Source organism: Streptomyces sp. NPDC087440, from assembly GCF_044744005.1.
Lineage (GTDB): Bacteria > Actinomycetota > Actinomycetes > Streptomycetales > Streptomycetaceae > Streptomyces.
The window spans coordinates 188988-205329 of sequence record NZ_JBIUXN010000019.1 but is presented as its reverse complement, the minus strand read 5'-3'; the positions used below and the strand labels follow the sequence as shown (position 1 = coordinate 205329).

At 72.0% G+C, this 16342-nt stretch carries 12 protein-coding genes and 1 pseudogene; 5 read left to right on the top strand and 8 right to left on the bottom strand.

Going from position 1 to position 16342, the window contains the following annotated elements; translation table 11 throughout:
* Window positions 1-307: 307 nt before the first annotated feature.
* A complete protein-coding gene (locus ACIO3O_RS31610; protein ID WP_401751814.1) occupies window positions 308-979 on the top strand; it encodes a FadR/GntR family transcriptional regulator in 672 nt (223 codons plus the stop codon).
* 182 nt (window positions 980-1161) lie between these two features.
* The gene (locus ACIO3O_RS31605) at window positions 1162-2226 is read left to right on the top strand and encodes a PAC2 family protein (protein WP_401751812.1); all 1065 of its coding nucleotides are present in this window, start codon (window positions 1162-1164) and stop codon (window positions 2224-2226) included.
* A gap of 182 nt (window positions 2227-2408) precedes the next feature.
* Here the strand turns inward: ACIO3O_RS31605 and ACIO3O_RS31600 are convergent, their stop codons facing one another.
* On the bottom strand, window positions 2409-3380 hold the full coding sequence (locus ACIO3O_RS31600) for an SMP-30/gluconolactonase/LRE family protein (protein WP_401751811.1): 972 nt from the start codon (window positions 3378-3380) through the stop codon (window positions 2409-2411).
* A gap of 264 nt (window positions 3381-3644) precedes the next feature.
* Between ACIO3O_RS31600 and ACIO3O_RS31595 the strand changes: the two genes are divergently transcribed.
* Both ACIO3O_RS31595 and ACIO3O_RS31590 read left to right on the top strand, forming a co-directional pair.
* Window positions 3645-5405 (top strand): S8 family peptidase, encoded by a 1761-nt coding sequence (locus ACIO3O_RS31595; protein WP_401751809.1) that lies wholly within the window; start codon window positions 3645-3647, stop codon window positions 5403-5405.
* Between the two features lie 40 nt (window positions 5406-5445).
* Window positions 5446-6012 (top strand): hypothetical protein, encoded by a 567-nt coding sequence (locus tag ACIO3O_RS31590; protein ID WP_401751807.1) that lies wholly within the window; start codon window positions 5446-5448, stop codon window positions 6010-6012.
* Between the two features lie 120 nt (window positions 6013-6132).
* Here ACIO3O_RS31590 and ACIO3O_RS31585 read toward each other — a convergent pair whose 3' ends face one another.
* The 5 genes from ACIO3O_RS31585 to ACIO3O_RS31565 form a co-directional block, all read right to left on the bottom strand.
* A complete protein-coding gene (locus tag ACIO3O_RS31585; protein WP_401751805.1) occupies window positions 6133-9234 on the bottom strand; it encodes an NPCBM/NEW2 domain-containing protein in 3102 nt (1033 codons plus the stop codon).
* Between the two features lie 335 nt (window positions 9235-9569).
* A complete protein-coding gene (gene mshC, locus ACIO3O_RS31580) occupies window positions 9570-10799 on the bottom strand; it encodes a cysteine--1-D-myo-inosityl 2-amino-2-deoxy-alpha-D-glucopyranoside ligase (RefSeq protein ID WP_401751803.1) in 1230 nt (409 codons plus the stop codon).
* A 99-nt stretch (window positions 10800-10898) separates the two neighbouring features.
* Window positions 10899-11762, bottom strand: a complete 864-nt coding sequence (locus ACIO3O_RS31575; RefSeq protein ID WP_401751801.1) for an SCO1664 family protein — start codon at window positions 11760-11762, stop codon at window positions 10899-10901.
* Window positions 11726-12316 carry a DUF3090 domain-containing protein gene (locus ACIO3O_RS31570; protein ID WP_401751799.1) on the bottom strand — a complete coding sequence of 197 codons (591 nt, stop codon included), beginning with the start codon at window positions 12314-12316 and terminating at the stop codon, window positions 11726-11728. The genes ACIO3O_RS31575 and ACIO3O_RS31570 overlap by 37 nt, the downstream gene beginning before the upstream one ends.
* Before the next feature lie 87 nt (window positions 12317-12403).
* The gene (locus tag ACIO3O_RS31565) at window positions 12404-13126 is read right to left on the bottom strand and encodes a histidine phosphatase family protein (RefSeq protein WP_401751797.1); all 723 of its coding nucleotides are present in this window, start codon (window positions 13124-13126) and stop codon (window positions 12404-12406) included.
* A gap of 59 nt (window positions 13127-13185) precedes the next feature.
* Here ACIO3O_RS31565 and corA point away from each other — a divergent pair.
* Window positions 13186-14179, top strand: a pseudogene (corA, locus tag ACIO3O_RS31560) (magnesium/cobalt transporter CorA).
* Between the two features lie 8 nt (window positions 14180-14187).
* On the opposite strand, the gene ACIO3O_RS31555 reads toward corA, so the two are convergent.
* Together ACIO3O_RS31555 and ACIO3O_RS31550 are read right to left on the bottom strand one after the other, a co-directional pair.
* On the bottom strand, window positions 14188-14961 hold the full coding sequence (locus tag ACIO3O_RS31555) for a ferritin-like domain-containing protein (protein WP_401751795.1): 774 nt from the start codon (window positions 14959-14961) through the stop codon (window positions 14188-14190).
* Window positions 14962-15198: 237 nt separating this feature from the next.
* Window positions 15199-16248, bottom strand: coding sequence for an LLM class F420-dependent oxidoreductase (locus ACIO3O_RS31550; RefSeq protein WP_401751793.1), 1050 nt, complete (start codon window positions 16246-16248; stop codon window positions 15199-15201).
* Window positions 16249-16342 lie beyond the last annotated feature (94 nt).

Genomic DNA, 16342 nt, shown 5'->3' with positions numbered 1-16342 from the left:
GGGGGGCCCCCGGGGCGGCGCGGGGGGGGGGGCGCCGGGGGCGGCGGGGGGGGGGGGGCCCCCGGTGGGGGGCGGGGGGGGGGCGGCCAAGGGAGGGGGGGGGGGGGGGGGGCCCCCGGGGGGGCCCCCCCCGCCGGCGCGTGTGCGGGGTCCCGGGCCTCCGGTTCCGGGGGCTCGGGCTGCCGGTTTCGAGGGTTCGGGCTGCCGGTTGGTGGGGTCTCGGGCTTCTGGCTTCGTGCTGCCGTCCGGCATGCGAGCATAGGTCGGATGTCTGGCGGTGGGCCGGGCGGGAGCAGGAGGTCGGGCCATGGCTGTCACGGACGAGGCCATCGAACGCATCAAGGCCATGATCGTGTCGGGTGCGCTGCGCCCCGGCGACCGGCTGCCCAAGGAGAGCGAGCTCGCCGCCGAGTTGGGGCTGTCGCGCAATTCGCTGCGGGAGGCGGTCCGGGCGCTGTCCCTGATCCGCATCCTGGACGTCCGGCAGGGCGACGGCACGTACGTCACCAGTCTCGATCCGCAGCTCCTGCTGGAGGCGGTCAGCTTCGTCGTGGACTTCCACCGCGACGACACGGTGCTGGAGTTCCTGGCCGTCCGCAGGATCCTGGAGCCGGCCGCGACCGCGATGGCGTGCGGGCGGCTCGGCGACGCGGAGCTGGACGCCCTGGAGGAGCGGCTCGGCGCGCTGGGCGAGGCGCCGTCGGTGGAGGAACTCGTCGCCGCCGACCTGGAGTTCCACCGCGCGATCGTACGGGGCTCGGGGAACTCGGTGCTGTGCTCGCTGCTGGACGGGCTGTCCGGGCCGACCACCCGGGCCCGGGTGTGGCGCGGGCTCACCCAGGAGGACGCGATCAGCCGCACCCTGCACGAGCACCGGGCGATCCTGGCGGCGCTGCGGGCCGGGGACGCGGAGGCGGCGCGGTCGTGGGCGACGGTGCACATCGCGAGCGTGGAGCAGTGGCTGCGCTCGACGCTGTAGGGCCGCTGGGACGGGCGAAGCGGAGTGTCCCGGTCCGGCGGGGAAGATCGGACGTCTCCAATCTGGCCGATTTCGATTGATTCGGTGCCCGGAGGGCACTCTTCCCGCATGCGTAAGGTGGGGGGATTCGGACGGGGGAAACGCCGTATGGAGCGTAGGAAGACGGATGAAGGAGGCGCTGGGTGATCGAGCTCGACGGAGTTCCCGAGCTGGTCGACCCGGTCATGGTGGCCGCGTTCGAAGGCTGGAACGACGCAGGTGACGCCGCCTCGGCAGCGGTCACCCATCTCGACCGGGAGTGGAAGGGCGAGGTGTTCGCGGCGCTCGACGCCGAGGACTACTACGACTTCCAGGTCAATCGGCCGACCGTCTTTCTGGAGAACGGCGTACGCAAGATCACCTGGCCGACGACCCGGCTCTCCGTGGTGCGCACCGGTGGCGACAAGCCGCGCGACCTGGTGCTGGTGCGGGGCATCGAGCCGTCCATGCGGTGGCGCTCGTTCTGCAACGAGATCCTGGGCTTCGCGCACGAACTGGGTGTGGAGATGGTGGTGATCCTGGGCGCACTGCTCGGCGACACCCCGCACACCCGTCCGGTTCCGGTCAGCGGGGTGACCTCCGACCCGGATCTGGCGCGGACGATGGACCTGGAGGAGACCCGGTACGAGGGGCCGACGGGCATCGTCGGCATCCTCCAGGAGGCCTGCACGCACGCCGGGGTTCCGGCGGTGAGCCTGTGGGCGGCGGTGCCGCACTACGTGTCGCAGCCGCCGAACCCGAAGGCGACTCTGGCGCTGCTGAACCGCCTGGAGGACCTTCTGGGGCTGCGCATCCCGCTCGGCGAGCTGCCGGAGGACGCGCGGGCCTGGCAGCTGGGCGTGGACCAGCTGGCGGCCGAGGACAGCGAGGTCGCGGAGTACGTGCAGTCGCTGGAGGAGGCGCGGGACACCGCGGACCTGCCGGAGGCCTCCGGCGAGGCCATCGCCCGGGAGTTCGAGCGGTACCTGCGCAGGCGCGACCCGGGTGCCGGGCCCGGCCCGTCCCACGCGACGGAGGGCGGCGACGCAGGGAGCGGCGGGGCGGCGTACCTGCGGGACGCCTCCAGCGGCCGGACCAGGCCGCCGAAGAAACCCCGTACGGGCACGGACGAGGGCGGTCCGGACGGCGGCGGGGACGACAGCAGCGGCACGGGCGACGGTTCCTCCGCCGGGTCGGGGTCCGGGGACTCCGGGGGCGGCGGGGAGTGACGCGCCGGTAGGCGGTGTGTAAGGGGCGGCATCCTGGATGCCGCCCCTTACCTGTGCTCCGGGCGCGGTCCATTGCTTTCGGGCGCAGTCCTCTCACCCGGTGCGGGGTGCGGGGTGCGGTCAGACCCTGCGGACCGCCACCGCGTCGTACTCAGACTCTGCGGACCGCCACCGCGTCGCGCTCAGACCTTGCGGATCGCCACCGCGTCGTACTCGGTCTCCGGCGTGGGCTCCACGTCGAAGCGGGCGTTGGGCAGGTAGATCCGGTCGCCCCAGGCGGCCGCCGTGGTGGGGATGCGGAAGCGCGGGTCGGTGATCCGGGTGATCGCGGTGCCCCGGGTGCCGGAGTCGTTCAGCCGGACCACGTCGACGGCGTTCTGGCTCTGCTGGACGACGTACAGCACCTTGCCGCACAGCAGCAGTCCGTCCGCGTCCGGCAGGCGCAGCGTGCCGAGGTCGATGCGGCGGGCGACGCCGGTGCGCGGGTCGACCCGCATCAGCGAGCCGCCGTCGGCGACCGTGTCGGCCACGATCAGCGCACGCCCGTCCGGGGTGCGGGCGAGTCCGTTTGCCGCGAAGTCGTCGCCCTGCACCCAGTCGCCGGTGAGCGGGCGCACCACCAGGTCGGCGAGGTCCGGGAGCCGGCCGCCCCGGCCGAGCGGGAGGCCGTACACGACGGCCCGGTAGGAGTCGGTGAACCAGGCCCAGCCGGGCGCCAGCACGACGTCGTTGACCATGACCGCGCCGGGTACGTCGTACACGGCAAGGTGGCGGCCGGTGCGCGGGTCGGCGACGCGGATCTGGCGGGACTGGCCGCCCGCGAGGAACAGCCGCCCCCGGTCGTCGATCTTGAGCCCGACGGTGGAGCCGCCGAGTCCGCGCAGGACGGTCCGGCCGCGGCCGGTGGCGAGGTCGGCGCGGTACACCGAACCGTCGCCCAGGGAGCCGAAGTAGGCGTGGGGGCTGTCGCCGATCGCGATGCCCTCGGGCCGGAAGCCGTTGGGCAGGGGGAAGCTGGTGGGCCATCGGTGCGTGCCACCGGAGGCCTGTCCCGCGGCTCGTGCGCCGGTGGCGCCGACGGCCGACAGGAGGGCGGCGCCGCCGAAGGCGGTGCCCGCAGTGAGAAGTCTTCGACGTGCCAGGGAGTCGTTCATCGAACGTCCTTCCGACAGGTGTTCCTGGGAACAGGAGAACGCGTACACCCCACCACATCTCCCCCGCCGCACACAGGCTTTGGCCGGAATGAGCCGTGACATCGCCTTCAGGACGGATGACCCGAATTCGACGGGTTGCCCCGTTCCCCTTTTGTTCAAACGCAGTTGGCGTGATTCGGGTGGACGGATCGGTGTCGCGGTAGCAGGGTGGGCCACCTGAACGTGGCACGCAGCGCACGGCACCCGAGGGGAGCGGTGGAAGCGATGACCGATCAGGCACACCCCGGCGACGGGCCCGGCACCACGGGTCCGGGCCCCGGCGGAGCGGGATTCACCTACCAGGACGCCGAACCGGAGCTGATCGTCGTCGCCCGCGGCGAGGCCCGCCTGCGGGCGCAGGACGAGGGCGTGGGGTCGGCGGCGGGCTCCGACGTATCGGCCCTGAACATGTTCCTCAGCGACGAACAGCTCACCCTGGAGCCCCTGTTCGGGCACGAGGAGCGGTACGAGAGTGCGGCGACCGCCGAGGAGCGGGAGCTGTCGCTGTACTACCGGGTGCGCGGCGGCGAGGACCGGGCCCGCGAGCTGACGGCCCGGCTGGCGGCGCTGCCGGGCGTGGAGACGGCGTACGTGAAGCCGGGGGCGGTCCCGGCGTCGTACCCCCGGCAGGTCGGCCCTCACGGCGGTCTTCACGGCGGTCCCCAGGGCGGCGAGGAGGGCAAGCGCCTCAAGGAGGGCGCCCCGGTCACCCCCGACTTCACCGGCCGCCAGGGCTATCTGCGGCCCGCACCCGAGGGTGTCGACGCCCCGTGGGCGTGGTCGCGCCCCGGCGGGTCCGGCGAGGGCGTCACGGTCGTCGACATCGAGGGCGCCTGGCAGCTGGGCCACGAGGACCTGGCGGACAAGCTGTCCGGTGTCGTGATCGGTACCCCCGTGCAGGACCTGGCCTGGCGCAACCACGGCACCGCCGTGCTCGGCGTCATCGGCGGCGACCTGGGCGAGCGCGGCATCACCGGCATCGCCCCGCAGGCGCTCACGGCGGCGGCGTCCTTCCGCCCGCTGGGCACCGCGGCGACGATCCGGGCGGCGGCCGCCCGCCTCTCCCCCGGCGACGTGGTGCTGGTCGAACTGCACCGGCCGGGACCGCGCTTCGACTACTCCGAGCGCGCGGACCAGCGCGGGTACATCGCGCTGGAGTGGTGGCCGGACGACCTGGCGGCGATCCGCTGGGCGACCTCGCGCGGGGTGCTCGTGGTGGAGCCCGCGGGCAACGGCGGGGAGAGCCTGGACGACGCCCTGTACGAGCGCAGGCCGGACGAGTTCCCGGAGCGGTGGCGCAACCCCTTCAACCCGTCGCACGGGTCCTCGGGCGCCGTTCTGGTGGGTGCGGGCGCTCCCCCGCCCGGGACGCACGGCCGCGACCACGGTCCGGACCGCTCGCGGCTCGCGTTCTCGAACTACGGCGCCCGGGTGGACGCCCAGGGCTGGGGCCGGGAGACCACCACCACCGGTGGCTCCTGGGACCGCCCCGGCGACCTCCAGGGCGGTGCGGAGGAGATCGCCTGGTACACCGACACCTTCGCCGGTACGTCGTCGGCGTCACCAGTGGTGGTGGGCGCGCTCGCCGCGCTCCAGGGCATCCTGAAGGCGTCGAACCTGCCGCCCATGGAGCCGGAGCGGGCCCGTGAGGTGCTGCGCGCGTCGGGCTCCCCGCAGCAGGACGCGCCGGGCAGGCCCGCATCCCAGCGGATCGGCAGCCGGCCCGACATCCGGGCGGCCGCGATGCGGCTGCTGCCGTCCTCGGTGGGCACCGGGCAGGCCGAACGGTACTGGGACGAGCTGATCCCGTATCCCAGGGAACTCCCGCCGCGGCTGCGGCTGTTCGTGGCGGGTGCGTGGCGCAACCTGAACGATCCGGACCCCGAGATCCGCCGGGCGGTGCACGCCGCCTTCGCCGGGGGACGGCCGGACGTACGTGTGTGGTTCTCGGACGAGGAGATCGTGGGTCTCGTCGTCACCGGTTGAGCTCGTGAGGCACGACGCAACGAACGGAAGGTGGCACGGCATGAGCACCACCCCGCAGATGCAGGGCCAGCAGTACGGGCAGCAGCAGTACGGCCAGGGGCAACAGGGGCAACAGGGTCAGCAGGGTTCCGACAGCACCGCCCCGCCCCCGCAGCAGTTCGGGCAGCAGCAGGGCCAGGGCCAGGGCCATCAGTACGGGCCCAGTGGCGGCCTCGGGCAGCAGCTCCAGCAGCTCGGTCAGCAGCAGCCGTACCAGCACCTGCTCCAGCAGCTCGGCCAGGGCCAGCAGAGCCAGCAGCAGGGTTACGGCCAGCAGGGGCAGCCGGGCCAGCAGAGCCAACAGGGCTACGGCCAACAGCAGCAGGGCCTGGAGTCGCAGGCCGTCCTGAGCAACACCGCCACCCAGTACTGGGACGTCGTGCAGCCCCTGCCGGGCCAGCCGCCGATCCTTTACCTGCTGGTGGACGGCTCCTGGCGGCAGTTGGTCAACCCGAGCCAGATCGTGCACGACGAGGTCCAGCGCGCGTTCGCGTTCGGGCACCGGGTGATCGGCTTCTACGACGACCAGAGCCCGACCCTGCTCAAGGCGATCGTCGTCACCAAGTGACCGGGCAGCAGGAGCGGTAGCGGTACCGCTACCGGTACCGGTCCGGCAGACCGGCGGCGCCGGGCGGTGGACACTCCCCCGCCCGGCGCCGCCCCATGTCGTACGGGGCTCAGGTGCGGCTCAGGCGCAGGTGAACCGGGCGGCCGCCCAGTCTCCGTGGTCGCCCGACTTCGAGCCGTTGGTGTCGGTGACCTTCAGCCGCACGTGCCGTGCGCCGTCCAGCTTCACGTCCACCGGCACGGTCGCCGAGGCGCCCGTCACCTTGGGCGAAGTCCACAGCACCTTGCCGTCGGCCTCGACGGAGAAGGCGACCTCCCCGTACCCGTTGATCTCGTCGTCGATTCCGGCGTCGGCGGTGAACGCGGTGCACCGGCCGCCGGTGTAGACCTCGATGTCGGAGTCGGCGTGCGTGCCGATGCCCTTGTCGTACGTCTTCCCGGCGAGGGTGAGCTTCTTGCCGTCCGTGGCGCCGGACTCGCCGTTGCTGCGGTCGCGTTCGGCTGGACCGTAGCCGTTGGTGGACTTCAGCCACACCATGTCGCTCGCCCAGGTGTCGGCGGTCGGCGGCGGGGGCATCACGGACACCCCGAAACGCTGCACCGCGGTGCGCTGTTCGCGCCCCACTGTGTAGCCCGCCGTCGCGGTGAGTGTGGTGTCACCGGCCTTGGTGCTCGCGGCAGGGGTGACGGCGACCTCGACCCGCCGGGTGGTGCCCGCGGGAATCTTGGCCACTGTCGCGGCGGGGGTCACCTGCCATCCGGCGGGGGCGTTCAGGCCCACCGTGACGGCGGTCGCGTCGCGCCTGCCCGCGGTGACGTCGACGGCGACCGTGCCGGTGACGCCCGCGCCCAGCTCCTGGCCCGGTGCGACGGCCACCGTCGCGGTGCTCGCGGCGTCCTTGCCGCCGACGGCGCTGGTGTCGTCCAGGTCGAGGGTGAAGGCGCGGTCGGTGCGCAGGGGCGCGGTCTTCACCTTGACGACACCGCCGCGGTCGTCCTTGTCGTACCACCAGCCCTGGTGGGCCTTTTCGTACGCCTGCTTGGTGCTCAGGCGCGGGAGTTCGCGCCCGGAGAGTTCGACCTCGTCGGGGGCGGAGTTGGTGTGCACGGTGAAGGCGTACGGGCGCTTGGTCTGCTTGCCGTGGAAGTCGCCCTTGCCGGCGCCGATGCGGATGCTGACGTCGCCCGCGCCCTTGCGCGGGGCGTCGACGTCGGCCTGCTGGGTGGCGTACGCACCGGTGCGGTGCTGCCGGGTGACGCCGTCGTCCTCGTACAGGGTGAAGGAGGACTTGCCCTGCGGGTAGACGTCCCAGGCGAGCGGGGAGTCGGCGGTGCGGTCGGCGTAGGAGCGGATGCCCGGCCACATCGGGACGGTCGCGCCCGCCTTCACGAACAGCGGGAGGGTGTCCAGGGGTGCGCTGTAGTTGTCGACGGTGGTGGGGCCCTCGTAGGTGCGGCCGGTCCAGTAGTCGATCCAGGTGCCCTTCGGGAGGTAGATCCCGTCACGCTCGGCCGTGTCCTGGTAGACGGGTGCGACGAGGAAGTCCTCGCCGGACAGGAACTCGTACTTCGCGGCGTCCGTGCCCGCCTTCGGGTCGTCCGGGTATTCGAGCGACAGCGGGCGCACCATGCCGACGCCGGTCTTGGTGGCCTCGTGGGCGTAGGAGTACTGGTACGGCAGCAGCGACTCCTTGAGCTTCAGGTAGTCGCGGTTGATGGAGGTGTAGGGCTCCCCGTGGCGGAAGGGCTGCTTGTCGCTGGCGGCCCAGCCGTCCATCGTCATGGTCGTGCCGAGGAACATCTTCCACTGGAGGTCACGGGTGTACGTCTGGGGGCTGCCGCCGAAGATGCCGTCGACGTCACCCGTGGTGTACGCGAGGCCGGACATCGTGGAGCCCGCATAGGTGGGGATCTGCCAGCGGATGTACTCCCAGCTGCCCGACTGGTCGCCGGACCACTGCACGCCGCAGCGCTGGGCGCCCGCCCAGCTCTCCGGGGCCCAGGTGAAGCCGCGGGCGTCGCTGTTGGCCTCGATGCCCTTGTAGGCGTCCTTGCAGCCGTCCAGGGCGAACTTGTAGCCGTCGCCGACCCAGGCGACGTCCAGCTTGGCGACCCGCTGGCCCGCCTTGACCTGGTCGGCGAGCTTGTCGATGCCGTCCTCGGTCCACAGGCCGAGCTGCATCTTGCGGTCGTTGAGGCCCTTGGCGGTCTCGGCGAGGTCCTCGTAGCCGCAGCCGTAGCCGTCGTTGACGAGCATCCAGCCGTTGGGCATGTCGTGGGCGACGTAGCCGTCGGCGACCTTCAGGGAGTCGGTGAGGGTGCGGCGCTCGCCCCGGTTGGCGTTGTGCAGGTAGCAGTCGGCGTCGCCGATCTCCATGCCGTAGATCGGCGGGAGGAAGGGCTTGCCGGTGAGTTGTGTGTACTGGCCGATGACGTCCTTGGCGGAGTCCTTGCCGTCGCCCGCGAAGTAGTAGGCGTCGAAGCGGTTCTCCTTGGCGGAGGTGGTGACGGCGGGCTGCTTGCTCGCGAAGTCGTACGTGTTGGGGGCGTAGGTGTTGCGGTAGACGCCGTAGCCGGCCGTGGAGAGGTAGAACGGGACGGAGTTGGGGTGGCCGCCGTCGTTCCAGTTGTAGTCGACGCCGACCTCGACGGATGTGCCGCGGTGGGAGGTGTTGCCCCGGCCGTTCTGCATGCCGGCGCCGTAGAACTGCTCGTCGGAGCGGGGGGCGAGGGTCTGGGTGGTGGTGTCCTTGCCGGTCGCGTCCTTGCCCCAGGACAGGCCCTTGGACTCGGACCAGAGCTGGGTGCCGTCGGCGCGGTGGAGGGCGAAGCGGAGGGGCTTCTTGTAGGCGCGCAGGGTGACCTTGTCGGTGCTCAGCTCGTAGCGGTCGCCCTTGTCGCGCCAGCGGGTCTTCGGGGGCTTGTTCTGCTGGGGCAGGACGATGTCCTTGCCGGTGGGGTCGGTGAACTTTCCGTCCGGGGCGAGTTCGAGGCGGAAGGTCTCGTCGGTGACGAAGGTGACGCGGGCCTCGGCGGGGCCGGCGTGGAGGTTGTACGAGGCGGGGGTGGCGGGGGTCGGTTCGAGGCCGGTGAGGTCACCGACGGTGGTGGTGGGGGGTGGGGGGTCGGCGGCCGGGGCGGCCGTGCTGGGGGTGGCGAGGCTGATCGCCAGGCCCAGGAGGGCGGTGACGGCCGCTGCTCGCAGGCGGGGTGAGGATCTCATTCCGCTGTCGTAGTGGGTGGGGGGTGGGGGTGGCCATGGACTCCTGCGGCCGGTACGTGGACTTACGGAGGGGGTGGTTGCTGTTCCTGCCGGGGGCGCTGCCCCCGGACCCCCGGTTTCGCCCCAGCCCCGCCCCTTCACCTCAACCCGCGGGGCTGATGAACGGTTCCGTGCGGGTGCGTCGTGGCTGGTCGCGCAGTTCCCCGCGCCCCTGATGGCATGCCCTCCGGGCAGCCATCCCCCTCCGCCCTCGCCCCCCCAGCACCGGCCCACAAAGGGTGCGGGCCGAACCCCCGAAGAGGCCCGGCCCGCACCCGTAATGCCCAGCGCCGGCGCTACAGCGCCACGCCCAGCAGTGCGTCCACCGCGCGCGAGACCACGCCCGGTGCGCCCTCCTCCGTGCCCCCGGAAGAGGCCTGGAGGTCCGCCCAGCGGTCCACCGCCGCGAGGGCGGCAGGGGCGTCCAGGTCGTTGGCGAGCGCTGCCCGCATCGACTCCACGAGGGCGTCCGCCGACGGGCCGTCGGGGCGGGAGACCGCCGCGCGCCAGCGGCCCAGGCGGGCCACCGCGTCCGCGAGGACCTGGTCGGTCCACTCCCAGTCGGAGCGGTAGTGGTGGGAGAGCAGGGCCAGGCGGATCGCCGCCGGGTCGACGCCCTCGCGGCGCAGGGCCGAGACGAAGACCAGGTTGCCGCGCGACTTCGACATCTTCTCGCCGTCGAGGCCGACCATGCCCGCGTGCACGTACGCCTTGGCGAAGGGGTGTTCGCCGGTGAGGGCCTGGGCGTGCGAGGCACCCATCTCGTGGTGCGGGAAGGCGAGGTCGGAGCCGCCGCCCTGCACGTCGAAGCCCATGCCCAGGTGCTCCAGGGCGATGGCCACGCACTCGATGTGCCAACCGGGGCGGCCGCGGCCCAGCGAGGCCCCGTCCCAGCTCGGCTCGCCCTCACGGGCGGCCATCCACAGCATCGGGTCGAGGGGGTTCTTCTTGCCCGGGCGGTCCGGGTCGCCGCCGCGTTCGGCGGAGAGCAGGCGCATGGCCTCCGCGTCGAGGTTGGAGACCTCGCCGAAGTGCGGGTCGGCGGCGACGGAGAAGTAGATGTCGCCTTCGAGCTCGTAGGCGGCGCCCGCGTCGCGGAGGCGTTCGACGAGCGGGACGATGCCCGGGATCGCCTCGACCGCGCCCACGTACTGCTGCGGCGGCAGCATCCGCAGGGCCGTCATGTCCTCGCGGAAGAGGGCGGTCTCGCGTTCGGCGAGACCGGTCCAGTCGACGCCGTCGCGGATCGCGCGCTCCAGGAGCGGGTCGTCGACGTCCGTGACGTTCTGGACGTAGTGAACCTGCCTCTTGGTGTCGAGCCACACGCGCTGCACGAGGTCGAACGCGTTGTAGGTCGCCGCGTGCCCCATGTGGGTCGCGTCGTACGGCGTGATGCCGCACACGTAGATACGGGCGACGGGACCGGGGTCGAGGGTGATCAACCCGTTGGTCGCGGTGTCGTGGATCTGGAGGTCGCGGCCCTTGCCGGGCAGGGCGGGGACCTCAGAAGCGGGCCAGGCATGCATGCCACGAGCGTAACCGGACGCATGTTCCGGTTACGAACCGGATCGGGATCTTGACCGATTACGCCGTCTTGCGCCGTCCCGGACCCGTACGGCAGGGGGTCAGACCGGGGGCCACGGGATCGCGGGCCACTGGCCGCTCGGGGACGGGTGCACGCCGGACGCGAGCAGGGACGCGACCCGGTCCCGCAGTGCCGCCAGCTCCGCGGCCGTGATCAGTTCGGCCATTCGGGTGGCGAGCGGGGTGCCGTCGGCGAGCAGGGAGGTCAGTCGGTTCAGTACGTCGACGGCCTCCGGTGTGAGGGGCTCGCCCGCCCAGCCCCACAGGAGGGTGCGCAGTTTGTCCTCGGTGTGGAAGGAGACGCCGTGGTCGATGCCGTAGAGGCGGCCGTCGCCGGAGGGCAGCAGGTGGCCGCCCTTGCGGTCGCCGTTGTTGATGACCGCGTCGAGGACGGCCAGGCGGCGCAGACGGGCGTCGTCCGCGTGCACCAGGAGGGCGGTGCGGCCCTCGGCGACCTCGGCGAGGACCACCGGTTTCCAGCCGTCGGCCGGTTCCTCGTCCTCGACGAGGGCGAGGAGGGCGCCGCCCGCCTGTGGGTCGCCCTCGATCCAGAGCTGGCACATGCCTTCGCCGTACGGGCCGTCGCGCAGGACGGTCGGCGGGATCAGGCCCCAGCCCGTCGCCTCGGAGATCTCGTACGCGGCGACTTCGCGGCGGGCCAGGTTGCCGTCGGGGAAGTCCCACAGGGGCTGCTCGCCCGCGACGGGCTTGTAGACGCAGGTGGCCGTCTCGCCCTCGTGGGAGATCTCGCAGTACAGGACCGCGTTGGAGGCCTCGCGGACCTGGCCGACGACGGTGAGGTCGCCCTTGGCCAGCAGCGTCGTGCGGTCTGTGCGGTCCGTGGGGTCCGTGCGGTCCGTGGGGTCGGTCACAGGCCCCGCCGGTATCCGTTCTGGCGCGGGCATACGTGTCCCTCCGGGTCGAGCGGCAGGCTGCACAGCGGGCACGGCGGGCGGCCCGCGTTGACGACGTCCAGGGCGCGCTTGGCGAAGGCGCGGGCCTGGGCGCCGCTGAGGCGCACGCGCAGCATGGGCGGCCCGTTCTCCTCGTCCTGGAGCATGCGCTCCTCGGCCTCGGCGAGGTCCTCGTCGGTGTCGACGTCCAGCTCGACGAGGGCCTGCGCCTCGACGATCATGCGCTGGTCGTCGCCGTCCCAGGCGAGCGCCATGGTGCCGACCCGGAACTCCTCCTCGACGGGGGCGTCCAGGGGTGCGGTGTCGTGCACGTCGGCGGGGGCGACCGCCGGGACGGGCGCGTTGCCGCCGGTGCGGCGCACCACCTCGTCCAGGAGTTCGTCGATGCGCTCGGCCAGCGCCTCGACCTGGGTCTTCTCCAGGGAGACGCTGGTGACGCGGCCGGCCGCCGAGGCCTGGAGGAAGAAGGTACGGCGGCCAGGCAGCCCGACCGTACCGGCCACGAAACGCTCCGGCGGGTCGTAGAGGAACACCTGACGGGACACGTCCTGATCTCCATCGGTTCGAGGGGTTGGGGGGTGACGCGACGACGTAAATGGTTTACGGCGCGACCACCCTACTGCGCGCGGCGATCACGGTGCTCCCGCTCCGCCCCCTACGGCTGCGTCGCTGCCGGAGCCGGTGCTCGCGCCGTCACCGGCGCTGGTGCTCGCGTCGCTGGGCACCGGTGCGAGGCCGGAGAGGTCGCCGGTGTCTCCCAGGCGTACGACGAAGGGCCGCAGTCTCGTGTAACGGATCACCGTCAGGGAACACGGATCGACGTGAATGCGCTGGAAGAGGTCGAGATGCATGCCGAGCGCGTCCGCGACGAGGGACTTGATGATGTCGCCGTGGGAGCACATCACGTACAGGGCGTCGGGGCCGTGCTCGGTCTCGATGCGCTGGTTCCAGTCGCGTACGGCGTCGACGGCGCGGGCCTGCATGGCGCGCATCGACTCACCGCCGGGGAAGGCCGCCGCGGAGGCGTGCCGTTGCACGACCTCCATCAGGGGGTGGTCGGTGAGCTCGCCCAGCTTGCGGCCCGACCAGTCGCCGTAGTCGCACTCGTTGATGCGTTCCTCGGTGTGCAGGGGCAGCTCGGGGCGGGCGTCGAGGAGCGGTCGCAGGGTTTCGTTGCAGCGTTGCAGCGGGCTGGTGACGGCGGCCGCGAGCGGCAGGGCGGCGAGCCGCCCTGGCAGCGCGGCGGCCTGCTCGGCGCCGCGCTCGTCGAGGGCGACCCCGGGTGTGCGTCCGGCGAGCAGCCCGGCGGTGTTGGCGGTGGAACGTCCGTGCCGTACGAGGATGAGCGTGGCCATGGGCCTCAGCCTAGGCGGACGGCCGCTTCCGGATGCGCTGGACCCCGTACGCAAGGAGAATGCACGCCGTGATCGTCGACTGCGCCATCTACCGCGAGGGCCGCCGTACCGAGGGCCCGAGCGACCTGTCCGACGCGCTCGCAGAGGCGCGCTCCGCCCAGGACCGGTTCCTGTGGATCGGGCTGCACGAGCCCACGGAGAAGGAGTTCGCCATGGTGACCTCCGAGTTCGGGCTGCATCCGCTGGCCGTGGAGGACTCCCTGTCGGCGCATCAGCGGCCGAAGCTGGAGGTGTACGAGGACTCGCTGTTCGTGGTGCTGAAGCCGGTCCTGTACGAGCCGGAGAGCGACGCGGTGAGCGCGGACGAGCTGATGGTCTTTTGTGGTCGATTCCTTCGTGGTGACGGTGCGGCACGGTGCGAGCACCCCGCTGACGGCGATGCGCAAGCGGCTGGAGGCCAATCCGGAGCTGCTGGCGCACGGGCCGACGTCCGTGCTGTACGCCGTCAGCGACGTCGTCGTGGATCACTACCTGGAGGTCGCGGCGGAGCTCCAGACGGACCTGGAGGAGCTGGAGGCGGAGGTCTTCCAGCCGCAGGGCGGCAACGCGAAGGGCACCGCGGGGCGCATCTACACCTTCAAGCGGCAGGTGCTGGAGTTCCGCCGGGCGACGGGTCCGCTGGCGCAGCCGATGCTGCGGCTGTCCAGCCCCGGCCTGCCGTTCGTGCACGAGCACGCGCAGCCCTTCTTCCGCGACGTCAGCGACCACCTGACCCGGGTGAACGAGCAGGTGGAGGGGTTGGACCGGCTGCTCTCGGACATCCTGTCCGCGCATCTGGCGCAGATGGGGGTGCGGCAGAACGACGACATGCGGAAGATCTCGGCGTGGGCGGCGATGGCGGCCGTGCCGACGATGGTGGCGGGCGTCTACGGCATGAACTTCGAGAACATGCCGGAGTTGACGTGGTGGTGGGCGTACTACGCGGTGCTGATCCTGATGGTGCTGGCCGAGGTGGGCCTGTACCGGCTGTTCAAGCGGCGCGGCTGGCTGTGACCGCCCGGCTATCCGGTGGCGGGCCCGTTGAGTGCTCCCCTGCGCTCGGGCATCGTCAGGGCGACCATCTTGCGCCAGCCGACGAGGCGTTCGTAGAGGTAGAGGGCGCGGATGCCGGTGGCCAGCAGCAGTGACTTGTACGACGGCCAGCCGAGCAGGGTGCCCATGCGGCCCATGACGGCGAGGCTGACGTCCCGGTAGACGCCGATCTCGACGCGGACGCACGCGTGCAGGACGCGCTGGATGGTGGGGCCGTGGCCGAGGGCGGCGAGGCGCAGCAACTCCTCCTGGCAGTAGGCGAGGTGGTTCTCCTCGTCCTGGCAGATCATCCGGATCGGCTTGCCCGCCTCGGGGTGGTCGCCGAAGTGGGTGACGAGCATGTCCATCTGGTCGGCGGCCCGTTGTTCGGTGACGCGGCTGTGCGCGAGGTAGACGACGATGTCCTCCTCGGTGAGGGTCTCGTCGGCGCGCAGCTTGGTGTGGGCGAGGCCGATGCCCGCGTGTTCGAGCAGGAGGGTGTAGTCGAGGGGCAGGGGGACGTCGATCTCGTCGAGTTCGCGCTTGCGCAGCAGGGCGCGGAAGAGCCGCCCGTGCTTGTCCTCGTCGGCGCCGTGCCGGGCGATCTTGGGGGCGAGGTCGCGCATGGTGTCGGGGACGAGGGCGGCGATGCGGCCGTTCTCCCAGCCGCCTTGGGACTCGCCGGCGGCGGCCACCGAGCAGAAGAGCTGGAACGTGTCGTCGTTGTCGATGATTTCCTGGAACAGAGACCGTGCAGAAAGCATCACTGCCACCTCCATGCGCCTGTCCGCGCGCACGCCGTCGCACTCGCTGCATCGAGTGAAGTGCGGTACGGACCGGGAGGCAACAGGTATGACGGACAAGTCGCCCGCTTGAGGGAGCGTGCAATCCCCTCTCGGGGCGTAACCGACCGGCCGCTGGCGCGTTGTGCTCCGTGACGGCCGTGGCGGGGAAGACCCCCGAGCCCCCACCACGGCCGCGGACTTCAACTCCCGTACGAACTAGGCCAGTCCGGCGCGCTCCAGCGCCTCGGTGCCTGCCCGCAGCGCGGTGATCCGCTCCTCCAGCGTGAACCCTGCGGGCGCCAGCGTCAGCGTGGTGACTCCGGCGGCGGCGTACTCCTTCATCCGGTCGGCGATGCGGTCGACAGTGCCGAGCAGGGTGGTCTGGTCGATGAGCCGGTGCGGTACGGCGGCGGCCGCGCCGTTCTTGTCGCCGCCCAGGTACTTGTCCTGGATCTCGGCGGCTTCCTTCTCGTACCCCATGCGCTGGGCCAGGCTGTTGTAGAAGTTCTGCTTGCGGCTGCCCATGCCGCCGACGTAGAGGGCGGTGTACGGGCGGAACATGTCGGCCAGGGCGTTGACGTCGTCGCCCACCGCGAGCGGCAGGGTCGGGCAGACGTCGAAGCCCTCCATGGTCTTGCCGGCCTTCTCGCGGCCCGCGCGCAGCGGAGCGATGGCGGTCTCCGCCAGGTGTTCGGCGGAGGGGAAGATCAGCAGGGCGCCGTCGGCGATCTCGCCGGTCTGCTCCAGGTTCTTGGGGCCGATGGCGGCGATGTAGAGCGGGATGGTCTCGCGCTCGGGGTGCACGGTCAGCTTGATGGGCTTGCCGGGGCCGCCGGGCAGCGGCAGGGTCCAGTGCCGGCCCTCGTACGAGAGGCGCTCGCGGGACATGGCCTTGCGGACGATCTCGACGTACTCGCGGGTGCGGGCCAGCGGCTTGTCGAACTTCACCCCGTACCAGCCCTCGGAGACCTGCGGTCCCGACACGCCGAGGCCGAGCCGGAAACGGCCGCCGGACAGCGAGTCGAGGGTGGCGGCGGTCATCGCCGTCATGGCGGGCTGGCGGGCCGGGATCTGCATGATCGCGGAGCCGATGTCGATGCGCTCGGTCTGGGCGGCGACCCAGGAGAGCACGGTGGGGGCGTCCGAGCCGTAGGCCTCGGCGGCCCAGCAGACCGCGTAGCCGAGGCGGTCGGCCTCCTTGGCGACGGCGAGGTTGTCGCCGTCCATGCCCGCTCCCCAGTAGCCGAGGTTGATCCCGAGCTGCATGCGTCGCTCCCTTACTCGCCGGTAACGTTGTGGTTGTGGCGGACTCTAGCGCGCCGGCGGGCGATCCGTCAGCGGCGGGTTGTCCACAGGCTCC